Consider the following 11,947-nt stretch of genomic DNA (forward strand, 5'->3'; position numbering starts at 1 on the left):
GATAGCTAGATATGCAGTCAACTTATCTCATAAAAACGCTCACTAGCCTATAACACGGCCTGCGGAAAGGGATCGAGCGGTGTCCAGTCGCCGTGCCCTGTTGCCGCCGTCCGAGATCAAGATCGATACGCCTTACCAACTGAGGCGTGTTGGAGCGCAAGTGCCCGATCGCCCGGAGGCTCGCAAGCGTCGTCCGGGAACCCATACAGGCAGTCTCGCCGCGGGAGGAGCACGCCGGCGGACTGTCGAGGGCGAAAGTCGTCGGCCGTCCCTGGACGGACCGATCCATCAAACCAGGAGGAGATTGTGATGTCCGGAACCTTATCGAGACGCAAATTCCTTGCCGCGAGCGCGGCGGTGACGGCCGGCTCGCTTGCCGCGCCGTGGGTTGCCAGGGCAGACGCTAAAGAGATCACCGCATTGCTGATCACGGGCGGCCCGCTCTATCCCAAATATTGGGAGAAGATCGTCCAGGACTTCACCGCCAAGACCGGCATCAAGGTTCGCTACGACCTCCTGGAATTCACGCCCCTGACGGCGAAGGTGGTCACGTTGAGCGCGGCACGGTCGAGCCAGTACGATGTCTACAGCACCCACACCGCGCAGATCGATTCCTACTTCAACCATTTCGCGCCGCTGAACAGCTATTTCAGCGACTCCGAGCTGGCAGACTTCTATCCCGTCGCGGTTAAATACCTGCGCGATCCCAAGAACGGAAATCTGGCGGCGATTCCGCGCAACATGGATGCGCGCGTTCAGTATTACCGCAGCGACATCTATCAAGAGAAGGGCCTGAAGCCGGCCGGAACCTGGGAAGAACTCGTCGATGTCGGGCTAAAACTCACTGGCAACGGGCACTATGGCCTTGTCGTGCCGGGGCAGGGGGACCCCGCCCAGCGCACCTTCAGCGACCTGCTTTGGCAGGCAGGCGGCGACTGGGTCGACCAGGCCAACAAGCCGGCGTTCAATTCCGAAGCCGGCATCAAGGCGCTCACCTTCTATCGCGATCTGATCCAGAAGCACAAAATCGTGCCGCCCGACGCCGTTGGCTATCAATGGAACGAGAACTCGACCGAATTCTCGTCCGGTACGGTCTATGCCACTTTCGATTGGCCGGGCGCCTTCGCCACCCTGTCTAATCCGGAAACCTCGCGCGTCGTCGGTAAATGGTCGACGGCGCCCTATGTGCGGGACAAGGAGGCGATCTCATGCGCCATCTCGCACGCCATGGCGCTGAACGGCCAATCCGGACGCAAGGAACCCGCCGTCGAGTTCATCAAATACACGGTCAGTACCGACGCCCAGCGGCTCCAGTTCGACCAGTTCACCAACTTCCCGAGCAGCCAGAGTCTGGCCAAGGAAGTGATCGCTGCGGCCAAGGGCCCGCAGGCCACTTGGCTGCAGCAGCTCGAGACGACGATCGCGAACGGTAAGGAATGGCCCAAGCTCGCCGGCTTCTCGAAGGTCTGCACCTTGATGTTCTCGGCCATCGAGCAAGCCCTGTCAGATCAGGTTTCGCCCGCCGACTCGCTCAATCAGGCGGCGAAGGAGGCGGAAGAGATCATGCGCCGGGCCGGAGCTTACGACTGAGAATGTCGGCCGCAGCGCAGCACCAGGCGCCAGGGCGCCGGCGGCGTTCGCCGCTGCCCTACACCTGGCAGAGAGGTTACCTCCTGGCCAGCCCGGCGCTTCTCGTGATGCTGGCCATCCTGATCTATCCGCTCGGATACTCCTTCGTCATGAGCTTCTTCCGCTGGGATCTGAGCGGGTCGGCGCCATTCATCGGAACGGGAAACTACACCGACGAGCTCTTTGGCCGCCAGTTCAACCAGGCGCTGCGAAACCAGACCATTTTCAGCGTCGTTTCCATCACGATCGAAGTGGTGGCTGGCATGGCGATCGCCGTGCTGGTCAACGGCAAATTGCGCGGCATGCGGCTTGCGCGCACGTTGCTTTTGGTTCCCCCGATGATTGCGCCCGCCGTCGTCGGCCTGAACTTCCGATGGCTGTTCAACACCCAATACGGCTTGGTCGACGCGCTGCTGCGCATGTTCAACCTGCCTGACATTCCGTGGCTCAACCACCCGACCTGGGCGCTCGTCTCGGTGATCGTCGCCGACGTCTGGCAGAACACGCCACTGATGGTGCTTCTGTTCCTTGCCGGCCTGCAATCCCTGCCGCAGGAGCCGCTCGAGGCAGCCACGGTGGATGGCGCGACGCCGTGGCAGCGCTTCTGGCACATCGTTCTGCCGCTGATGCGCCCGGTCATCATGATCGCGCTGATGCTGCGCATCATCGACACCTTCCGCACCTTCGACGTCGTCTGGCTGATGACGCAGGGCGGCCCGGGCGGCGCCACCAATCTGCTCACGGTCTATTCCTACCTGCTGGCGTTTCAGGCGGTGGATTTCGGACACGCGGCGGCGGTCTCCTACATCGCGCTGGGCATGTCGCTGTTCGTGCTCGCCCTGCTCTACGGAGTGCCGTGGCTGATTGCGAAACGGAGGGCGATATGAGCGAAGCTGTCATCGTCAGCGCACGTTCCATGCCAAAGCGCCGGCGCCGCCGGTTCACGGCGGGAATCGCCGGTCAGTATTTGGCGCTAGTCGTCACAGTCGCGCTCACCGTCTTTCCGCTGGTGTGGCTGTTCCTGACCTCGATCCGAAGCTCGGCCGATATCTTCTCGGTTCCGGTGCACATCATCCCCGAGACAGCGACGCTGACGCAGTATGTCGCGGTCTTCGCCCAGTACGACACGATGGGCTATGTCTGGAACACCGTCATTGTCTCGGTGGCGACGGTCATTCTTGTCCATCTGCTGGCCATCCCCTGCGCCTATGCGCTGTCGCGCTTCAGGATGCCGGGCGCCATGCTGATCTTCGGGCTGCTTTTGATCATGCGCATGATCCCGGTCATCGCGCTTGCTATCCCGCTCTTCGCCGTGTTCGCCGCCATGGGCCTGCTCGACACTGTCTGGGCGCTGATCCTCAGCCATACGGCCGCCAAGCTGCCGGTTGCCATTTGGCTGCTTCTGGGCTTCATCCAGGATGTGCCGAAAGAGATCGAGGAGGCCGCCCAGTCGGATGGCGCCGGCACCGTGCGCACGCTGGTCCAGATCGTCGCGCCTCTGATTGCGCCGGGCATCGGCGCCAGCGCTGTCATCACCTTCCTCTTCACCTGGAACGACCTGCTGCTCGCGCTAACGCTGACCTCGAGCAAGGCCGCGCAGACGCTGCCGGTCGGTCTCACCAATTTCGTCTCGCAGTTCGGCATCGACTGGGGCGCCATGTCGGCTGCCGGCGTGCTCATGGTCATCCCGACTTTGGTGTTCGTCTGGTTTGCCCAGGGGCTGCTGGTCAAGGGGCTCACGACCGGCGCGGTTCGCGGCTGAGTAGCGGACATGGGCCAAAACGCGCTCGACGGCTTTGCTGGGCGTTGAACGCAACTGAGTGCGATCGATGAGGTTAGAACTCACCGCGCATTGGAGGAAATAGAATGGAAGCTGACCAGATACCGGCGATACCGGACATTTCCCGGCCGCCACGAGAACTGGTCGACGCGCTGGCGGCGATCGGTTCGGCGACGCTGGCCAGTGAGCTCTACCACAAGATGGGCATTCGCGACCCGCAGATCCGCGGGCCCCGCCCACTGCGGCTTGGCAGCACGGCGGCCGGCCCGGCGCTCACGCTCCAGTGCATGCCAAAGCGCGAGGATCTGTACAACGAGACGGAATACGAGGAGCCGGAGCGGCAACTGCACCGGCACGTGCTTTATCCCACTCAGCCCGGCGACATGGTGGTGGTCGATGCCCGTGGCGACATGGGCAGCGGCATCTTCGGCGAGATGATGCTGACCTATTTCGCCGGGCGTGGCGGCGCCGGCGTCGTTATCGACGGCTGTATTCGCGATTCCGCCCAGGCGGCGGCGCTCGACATCGGCGTCTGGGTGAGGGGCGTCACACCGAATTTCCATGCCCAGACCAACATCGTTCCCTTCGCCGTCAACGTTCCGATCGCCTGCTCGAACGTGCTGGTCATCCCGGGCGATATCATCGTCGCCGACGACGATGGCGTGGTCGTCGTGCCGGTCGGCCTTGCCCCCAAACTGGTCGAACTCGCCGGCGCGCATATCGAGTGGGAAGAGTTTTCGCGCTTGCGGCTCGCGCAAGGAGGAGACCTGCGGAAATACTACCCGTTGAGCCCCGAGGGCGAGGCTGAATACCGCGCATGGCGGCAGGCTCAACGAAAATGAGCCGTGCCGGTACGGGAGAAGAATAGGTGTCTGCAATCGAGATAGAACAGCTCGGCAAGAGCTTCGGGGCGGTGGAAGTTCTGCGCGACGTCAACATCGAGATCGCCAGCGGCGAGTTCGTGGTCCTGGTCGGTCCGTCGGGCTGCGGCAAGTCAACGTTGCTGCGCATCATCGCGGGGCTCGAAGAGCATACGACTGGCGAGATCCGCATCGGCGGACGCGTCGTCGACGAGATGCCGGCCAAGTCGCGCGACATAGCCATGGTGTTCCAAAGCTATGCCCTCTATCCGCATATGAGCGTGGCCGACAATATGAGCTTCGCGCTGCGGCTGGCCAAGGTTCCCCGGGAAGAGATCGTTTCCAGAGTGAAGGCCGCGGCCGAGATCCTCGGTCTGCAGGACCTGCTCGGGCGCATGCCGCGTCAACTGTCCGGCGGCCAGCGCCAGCGTGTGGCCATGGGCCGCGCCATCGTCCGCGACCCTGCGGCCTTCTTGTTCGACGAGCCGCTCAGCAATCTCGATGCCAAGCTGCGCGTGAAGATGCGTGCCGAGATCAAGAAGCTGCACCAACGGCTGGGACGAACCAGCATCTACGTCACCCATGACCAGACAGAAGCAATGACGCTCGCCGACCGCATCGTGGTGTTGAACAAGGGCCGCATCGAACAGATCGGCACCCCTTCCGAACTCTACGACAACCCGGCGAATCTGTTTGTCGCAGGTTTTATCGGCTCGCCGGAAATGAATCTTATCAACGGCCGCATCCAGAGTGGCGCATTCATCGCGGAGCAGGGCCTACGCCTGCCCTTGCCTCACGTGGCAGGGGTGGGGGACAAGCAAGGTGTGGTTTACGGGATTCGTCCTCAGCATATCGCTGTCGGAGGCAACCACGCACAGGCGAGAGTCCAGGTTGTCGAGCCGACCGGTGAAGCGCAGGAAATCACCTTGACCGCCGATGGCGTCGACCTGATGGCGGAGATCCGGGACCGGCCGCCCTTCAAGCCGGATCAGGAGGTGAACCTGGAGATCATGATGCATAAGGTACATCTGTTCGACGCCGAGAGCGGCAGGAGGATAAACTAAAGGAGCCTGTCCTCTCCGGATTGTCCCGCTTCGAGTGAGCTATGCCGCTGGTGTCCTCCCGGTGATCATATCCGCCGCCTTCTCGGCCATCATGATCACCGCTGCGTTGGTGTTCGATGATACGATGCGTGGCATCACCGAGCTGTCGCAGACGCGTAAGCCTTGCAGCCCGCGCAGGCGCAGTTCCGGATCAACGACGCTGTCGGCATCGCCGCCCATGCGGCAGGTGCCGACCGGATGGTAGGCGCTGCGGCCATACTGGCGGGCAAAGGCTTCGAGCGCCGCGCGGCCCTTTGTCGCCGCTCCAGGCAAATGCTCGCGGCTGATGTATTTGGCGAAGGCCGGCTGAGAGAGGATCTCGCGACTGATCTCGATGCCATCGATGGCGCGTTCAAGGTCGTAGCGTTCGGCGAAGGGATTGGGGTCGATGACCGGCGCATCGCGCAAATCCGCCGAGCGCAAAGTGACGCTGCCGCGCGAACGCGGCCGCACATGGTAGGAGTTCAACGTGCAGCCATTGCCGCCGGGGACCGAGCCGATGCCTTCCTCGACACCGGCGCCGGGCAGGAAATGAAATTGTATATCTGGCGTCTTTTCCGAGCGGTCGCCCCACCAGAAACCGCCGGCTTCGACGATGTTGGAGGCAACCGGTCCTTTGCCGAAGAGCGCATATTCGAGGCCGGCGACGGCCTGCCAACGCTTCTTCTTGTAGCGGTCGATGCCGTGCGGCCCGTTGAGTTCCGCGACGACGTCGACGTCCATATGGTCGTGGAGGTTCTGGCCGACGCCGGCGAGATCATGCACAGTTTTGATGCCATGCTTTTCTAGATGCGTGGCAGGGCCGATGCCGGACAGCATCAGGAGTTTCGGCGAGCCGATGGCGCCGGCGGTGACGATCACCTCGCGCTCGGCGTGCAGCAACTCGGCGCGACCATTGGCGATGATCTCGACGCCGACGGCCCGACCCTTCTCGACGACGACGCGGCTGACCGTGGCGCCGGTGCGCAGCGTCAGGTTCCCGCGGCCGAGCGCCGGTTTCAGATAGGCGACCGCGGTGCTCGAGCGCCTGCCATTGCGCGTCGTCGTCTGGTAGAAGCCGGCGCCTTCCTGCTCGCCGGCATTGAAGTCGGCGCGGAAGGGCAGGCCAGCCTGCTGCGCCGCCTTGACGAAGATCCTGGTCAGCGGGTGCGGCGTGCCGCTGGAAACGCCGAGCGGTCCGTCGATGCCGTGCTGGGAACCGGCAAAAGTGTCGTTGCCCTCGGAACGAACGAAATATGGCAGCACATCGGCGTAGCTCCATCCCGCGCAGCCGAAGTCGGCCGCCCAGTCGTCATAGTCCTGTGGGCAGCCGCGCGTGAACACCTGGGCGTTGATCGAGGAGCCGCCGCCGAGCACGCGCGCCTGCGGGTAGACCATGACGCGGCCGTCGATCTCCTTGCCCGGTGCCGCGTCATAACCCCAGATCAGCGGCCCGGACGTCATCTTGAAGAAGCCCACCGGCATGTGGATGTATCGGTCGGTGTCGGGCGGCCCGGCCTCGAGCAGGACGACGGACAGGCCTGGATCCTCGCTCAGCCTCGCGGCAAGCACGCAGCCGGCCGAGCCGCCGCCAACGATGATATAGTCCGCCATTCTTGCTCCCTTGCCGAGGCAAATCCGGCCTCGCGCTTTTACGCGCGACGATCTCAAGTCGCTTGTGCCACGTCAAGAGAAAGGGTATGGTTGCCGTGTTGAAGGGTTGTCGTACAAGTAGAGGAACTTGACGGCCCGTCTCCGGAGGACCCGGCCGCGCTCCCTGCGCACGAGCCGGGCGGAAACAATTCAATCGGGAGGTTCGAAATGAAGGACAGCAATGGTCTTGTTTTTTCCGGCAGGCTGAGCCGCCGGACCTTGATGCTGGGCGCTGCCGCCGGGGCGGCGACGCTGGCGATGCCGAATGTGCTGCGCGCGGCCGACAAGCCGACGCTGGTGACGTCGATCCGCTCATTGTCCAATCCCTACCACGCGGTGTGGAAGACCGGCGCCGAGGCTTATGCCAAATGGGCCGGGCTGGAGCACGTCACGCTGGTCTCGGAAGGCAACAGCGAGAAGGGCATCGCCGATATCAAAGCGATGCTGGCCAAGACCAACGGCAACATGGTGCTCAACTCCGATCCCAACGACACGCCCGACGCGCGCCCGATCGTCGAAGCCTGCGCCAAGGCCGGCGCCTATGTGGTGACGCAGTGGAACAAGCCTGCCGACCTGCACCCCAAGGACTTCAACCCGAACTATGTCTCGCATATCGAGTTCGACGGCATCGCCAGCGGCAAGACCATCGCCGAGATCCTGTTCAAGGCCATCGGCGGCAAGGGCGGCATCGTCGCGCTCGGCGGCCTGATCTCGACCACGGCCGCGATTGAACGCAAGAAGGGCCTCGATGCTGCGCTCGCCGCGAACCCCGACATCAAGCTGCTCGACTTCCAGGTCGCAAACTGGAAATCCACCGAGGCCTTCGACCTGATGGGCAATCTGCTGACCCGCTTCGGTGACGACATCAAGGGCATCTGGGCCGCCAATGACGACATGGGCTCCGGTGCGCTCGAAGCGCTGCGCGCCGAAAACCTCGCCGGCAAGGTGCCGATCGTCGGTGTCGACGGCATCAAGACGGCGGTCGACGCGGTGCGCACCGGCGAGTTCGCCTGCACGATCACCTCGGATCCGTTCTGGCAGGGTGGCATGGGGCTCGCCATCGGCTACAACGCCAAGACTGGCAAGTTCGACCCGGCCAAGGAGCCGCCGGAACACCGCGAATTCTACGGCAAGGCGGTGCTGATCTCGCACGACAATGTTGAGGAATATTACAAGACCAATGTCGAGGCGAAGCCCGAGATCAACTGGAACGATCTCTGGGGCCGGGTGACCGGAGCGATCCGGGCCTGACCCGTTTGGGGCGGGCCGGCTTCTCCCTGGCGACGGCCCGCCCCTTTTTGCCGGCGTCTTGCGCCCGCGGCCACGACGCCTGTCACCAGGAGACGGGAAGCGGTTTGTTGACAATCGATACAGAACCTCTGAAGTCCGTTTCGGACATCGAGCGGACAACGCTTATGACATTCCTCCCCGGCCGCATCGCCATCATGCTCGGCGGCAGGCGCTGGCGCAGGCTCGCGCCGTTGGCGGTGCTGGTCGTGCTGTGCGTTCTGATCACCATCGCCAATCCCAATTTCATCGAGCTGCGCAATCTGGTGCGGCTAGCGAACTCCGCCGCCGTGCCGCTGACACTGGCGATGGGCCTGACATTCATCATTCTGATGGGCAGCATCGACCTTTCCGTCGAGGGCACGCTGTCGGTGGCGGCGATGGTGGTGGTGCTGCTCGCCGCCAATGACAGCAACGGCAACGATTATGGTTGGTGGGCAGTTCTGGCGGCGATCACCGCCGGCACGGTCATGGGCCTCATCAGCGGTCTCGTCCAGACGATGCTGCGCATCCCGTCCTTCATGGCGACGCTCGGCATGTGGTTCATCGGACTTGGCCTGTCGGTCTATATGCTGGGCGGCTCGGCCATACGACTGAACGACGCCTCGATCCGCAATCTCGCCTTGCACCGTTTCCTCGGCCTGCCGCTGGCGGTCTGGGTCGCGCTCGGCGCGTTCGCGCTTGCAGCGGTCATCCAGTATCACACCAGGCTTGGCCGCCACATATTGGCGATCGGCGGCGACGAGGACGTGACCAGGCTCTCCGGCGTCAACGTCACGCGCGTGCGCATAGCGGCGTTCGCGCTGGCGGGCTTCTTCTTCGGCATTGCCGGTGTGCTTGCCGCGGCGCAGCTCGGTCAGTCGCATGCCGTCATCGGCGACGGCAGGCTGTTTGCCGGGGTCACCGCGGTGGTCGTCGGCGGCACGGCGCTGACCGGGGGCGAGGGTGGCGTCGTCAATACGCTGATCGGTGTGCTGATCGTCACCGTTTTGGCCAATGGCATGATCCTGCTCGGCATCTCGCCTTACATCCAGCAGACGGTGCAGGGCCTGATGATCATCGCGGCGGTGGCGCTGTCGCTCGACCGCGTTCGCCTGAAGATCGTGAAGTAAGCGCCATGCTGCAGGCAACCGGCATCATCAAGAATTTCCCCGGCGTCCAGGCGTTGCGCGACGTCTCCATAGAGGTGCGGCCGAACGAGGTGGTCGGACTGATCGGCGAGAACGGCGCCGGCAAGTCGACGCTGATGCGCCTGCTGGCCGGCGGCTATCGGCCGGATGGTGGTACGATCACCCTCGACGGCGAACAGCTCAAGCTACGCAACGCCCGCGACGCGGCCAGGAACGGCATCGGCATGGTGTTCCAGGAACAATCGCTGGTGCTCAACCTGACCGTCGCCGAAAACATCTATCTCGGCGAAGAAGACCGCTTCACCCGCTTCGGTCTTGTCAACTGGCGCGCCATGAATGCTGCGGCGCGCCGGCAACTGGCCAAGATCGGCGTCGACATCGACGTCACCGCGCGCACCTCCGAACTGACCTTCGCCGCGCGCCAGATGGTCGAGCTTGCCAAGGCGCTGACGCTGGAGGAGATGGTCGAACGTCCATTGCTCATCCTGCTCGACGAGCCGACCTCGGTGCTCAACGCCGCCGATATCGAGGTTCTATTCGCGCGGGTACGCTCGCTGAAATCCCGCGCCAGCTTCGTCTTCGTGTCGCATCGCCTCGACGAAGTGCTGGCGATTTCCGACCGCGTCTACACGATGAAGGACGGCGCGGTCGTGGCCGAACACCGCGCGGCGGAAGTCACCGCGCCGGAGCTGCACGAGATCATGGTCGGGCGCGGGCTGCAGGCCGAATATTATCGCGAGGCCCGTCAGCAGCCGCCGCGCGAAAAGATCATGGTCGAGGCGAAGGGGCTGGGCGCGAATGGCTTTTATAAGGGCGTTGATCTCACCATCCGGACCGGCGAGATCGTCGGCATCGCCGGCGTCGTCGGCTCCGGACGCGAGGAGGTTACCCGTACGGTCGGCGGCTTCCTGCCACATGATGCGGGCGAGATGAAGATCGCCGGCGAGACGGTTCGCTTCAGCTCGCCAGAGCCGGCGGTGCGCAAGGGCATCGGCTATGTGCCGCGCGAGCGCAGGCTCGAAGGCCTGGTGATGTTCCTGTCGATCGCCGAGAACATTTCGCTGGCGGATCTCTCGAGCGTCATGCGCAACGGGGCCATCGATTACGGCAAGGAGCGGCGGCTTGCCGCTGACTGGATCAAGCGGCTCAGCATCAAGGCGCCAGGACCGGACGCCGCCTGCCGCAAGCTCAGTGGCGGCAACCAGCAGAAGGTGGTGCTGGCGCGCTGGATGACGGCGGGCTCGCGCATCTTGGTGCTCGACCACCCGACGCGCGGGCTTGATGTCGGCGCCAAGGAAGAGGTTTACGAGCTGGTGCGCGACCTCTCGGACCAAGGCGTGGCGATCCTTCTGATCTCCGACACACTGGAGGAGACGATCGGCCTGTCGCACCAGGTTCTGGTGATGCGCGACGGCGAGATCACCGCGCGCTTCGATGCCAGCCCCGGCAACAAGCCGGATCAGGTCGAGTTGCTACGAGCGATGGTGTAAGCCGATGAATGAAGGTTTTTCCATCAAGCAGGTCTTCGAGGGCAAGTGGACGCAAGGCGCCATCCCGCTGGTGCTGCTTGTCGCCCTTTTGCTGATCATCGAGATCGCCGCGCCCGGCTTCCTGACCGGCGAGACGCTGGCGCTGCTCTTTGCCAACACCGCCGTGCTGTTTATGCTGGCGACCGGCGTCACCTTCGCCATCCTGCTCGGCGGCATCGACCTGTCGATCCAGGCGGTCGCCTCGCTGGCGAGTGTGATGCTGGCGCAATTGTTGCCCTCGCTCGGCTTCGCCGCGTTCCCGGTGGCGATCCTGTCTGGCCTCGCCTTCGGGCTGCTGAGCGGCATCGTACATGTCAAGCTGCGCGTGCCGTCCTTCGTGGCGACATTGGCTACCGGCGGCGTGGTCACGGGCCTGGCGCTCTGGGTCTCCAACGGCCGCGCCATCACCATCGAGGAAGCCGGGCGTGAAAAGACGGCGTGGATCAACGCTACGATTTTCGGCCTGCCGATGGTGGTGCTGATTTCGGCCCTGATCGGCATCGTCAGCTTCCTCGCGCTGCGTTACACCCGCTTCGGCCGCCAGGCGATCGCGGTCGGGGCCGGCGAACCGGCGGCGTGGGCGGCCGGCATTAATGTCGACCGCACCAAGATCATCGCCTTTGCCGCATCGGGCATTCTGGCGGCCATCGCCGGCGTCGTGCTGGCGGCCAGGCTGTCCAGCGGCTCGCCGGTGCTCGCCAACCAGCTGCTGCTCCCCGCCATCGCCGCCGTCATCGTCGGCGGCACGGCCATCACCGGCGGGTTGGGCGGCGTGGCGCGCACCGCGGTCGGCGCGCTGATCATCTCGATCGTGCGCATCGGCATGACCTTCGTCGGCGTCAACATCTTCCTGGAAAACATGGTGTTCGGCGCGGTGCTGATCGCCGCCGTCGCCATAACCATCGACCGCAGCAAGATCGCGGTCATCAAGTGACGAACCGATCCGCACCGCCTCCCAAGCAAACGCGGACGCAGTGGGACCGCATCGGCAATGAGC

The 11,947-nt window shown here is 64.0% G+C and carries 10 protein-coding genes; 9 read left to right on the top strand and 1 reads right to left on the bottom strand.

Annotation, left to right across the window (positions count from 1 at the left end):
- Positions 1-309 precede the first annotated feature (309 nt).
- The 5 genes from LB529_RS03635 (at position 310) to LB529_RS03655 (ending at position 5,333) form a co-directional block, all read left to right on the top strand.
- Positions 310-1,590, top strand: coding sequence for an ABC transporter substrate-binding protein (locus LB529_RS03635; protein ID WP_224710214.1), 1,281 nt, complete (start codon positions 310-312; stop codon positions 1,588-1,590).
- Positions 1,591-1,592: 2 nt separating this feature from the next.
- Positions 1,593-2,516, top strand: a complete 924-nt coding sequence (locus tag LB529_RS03640; RefSeq protein WP_224710215.1) for a carbohydrate ABC transporter permease — start codon at positions 1,593-1,595, stop codon at positions 2,514-2,516.
- The gene (locus tag LB529_RS03645; RefSeq protein WP_140839207.1) at positions 2,513-3,391 is read left to right on the top strand and encodes a carbohydrate ABC transporter permease; all 879 of its coding nucleotides are present in this window, start codon (positions 2,513-2,515) and stop codon (positions 3,389-3,391) included. The genes LB529_RS03640 and LB529_RS03645 overlap by 4 nt, the downstream gene beginning before the upstream one ends.
- 119 nt (positions 3,392-3,510) lie before the next feature.
- Positions 3,511-4,251, top strand: coding sequence for a ribonuclease activity regulator RraA (locus tag LB529_RS03650; protein WP_224710406.1), 741 nt, complete (start codon positions 3,511-3,513; stop codon positions 4,249-4,251).
- Between the two features lie 26 nt (positions 4,252-4,277).
- Entirely contained in the window at positions 4,278-5,333 is a 1,056-nt protein-coding gene (locus LB529_RS03655) for an ABC transporter ATP-binding protein (protein WP_224542979.1), read from the top strand.
- Positions 5,334-5,372: 39 nt separating this feature from the next.
- On the opposite strand, the gene LB529_RS03660 is transcribed toward LB529_RS03655, so the two are convergent.
- Positions 5,373-6,965 carry a GMC family oxidoreductase gene (locus LB529_RS03660; protein WP_224710216.1) on the bottom strand — a complete coding sequence of 531 codons (1,593 nt, stop codon included), beginning with the start codon at positions 6,963-6,965 and terminating at the stop codon, positions 5,373-5,375.
- Between the two features lie 207 nt (positions 6,966-7,172).
- Here LB529_RS03660 and LB529_RS03665 point away from each other — a divergent pair, with 207 nt between their 5' ends.
- From LB529_RS03665 to LB529_RS03680, 4 genes are all read left to right on the top strand, one after another.
- Positions 7,173-8,255 carry a sugar ABC transporter substrate-binding protein gene (locus LB529_RS03665; RefSeq protein WP_224710217.1) on the top strand — a complete coding sequence of 361 codons (1,083 nt, stop codon included), beginning with the start codon at positions 7,173-7,175 and terminating at the stop codon, positions 8,253-8,255.
- 164 nt (positions 8,256-8,419) lie between these two features.
- Positions 8,420-9,403, top strand: coding sequence for an ABC transporter permease (locus tag LB529_RS03670; RefSeq protein WP_224710218.1), 984 nt, complete (start codon positions 8,420-8,422; stop codon positions 9,401-9,403).
- A gap of 5 nt (positions 9,404-9,408) precedes the next feature.
- Complete coding sequence (locus tag LB529_RS03675; RefSeq protein ID WP_224710219.1) at positions 9,409-10,911, top strand: sugar ABC transporter ATP-binding protein; 1,503 nt, start codon at positions 9,409-9,411, stop codon at positions 10,909-10,911.
- Positions 10,912-10,915: 4 nt separating this feature from the next.
- The gene (locus LB529_RS03680; protein WP_095768593.1) at positions 10,916-11,884 is read left to right on the top strand and encodes an ABC transporter permease; all 969 of its coding nucleotides are present in this window, start codon (positions 10,916-10,918) and stop codon (positions 11,882-11,884) included.
- Positions 11,885-11,947: the final 63 nt, after the last annotated feature.

The organism is Mesorhizobium sp. CA5, assembly GCF_020165105.1.
Lineage (GTDB): Bacteria > Pseudomonadota > Alphaproteobacteria > Rhizobiales > Rhizobiaceae > Mesorhizobium.

Coding starts and splice junctions, on each gene's coding strand:
- LB529_RS03665 (WP_224710217.1), top strand. CDS start 7,173: ATGAAGGACAGCAATGGTCTTGTTTTTTCCGGCAGGCTGAGCCGCCGG.
- LB529_RS03645 (WP_140839207.1), top strand. CDS start 2,513: ATGAGCGAAGCTGTCATCGTCAGCGCACGTTCCATGCCAAAGCGCCGG.
- LB529_RS03660 (WP_224710216.1), bottom strand. CDS start 6,965: ATGGCGGACTATATCATCGTTGGCGGCGGCTCGGCCGGCTGCGTGCTT.
- LB529_RS03635 (WP_224710214.1), top strand. CDS start 310: ATGTCCGGAACCTTATCGAGACGCAAATTCCTTGCCGCGAGCGCGGCG.
- LB529_RS03640 (WP_224710215.1), top strand. CDS start 1,593: ATGTCGGCCGCAGCGCAGCACCAGGCGCCAGGGCGCCGGCGGCGTTCG.
- LB529_RS03675 (WP_224710219.1), top strand. CDS start 9,409: ATGCTGCAGGCAACCGGCATCATCAAGAATTTCCCCGGCGTCCAGGCG.
- LB529_RS03670 (WP_224710218.1), top strand. CDS start 8,420: ATGACATTCCTCCCCGGCCGCATCGCCATCATGCTCGGCGGCAGGCGC.
- LB529_RS03680 (WP_095768593.1), top strand. CDS start 10,916: ATGAATGAAGGTTTTTCCATCAAGCAGGTCTTCGAGGGCAAGTGGACG.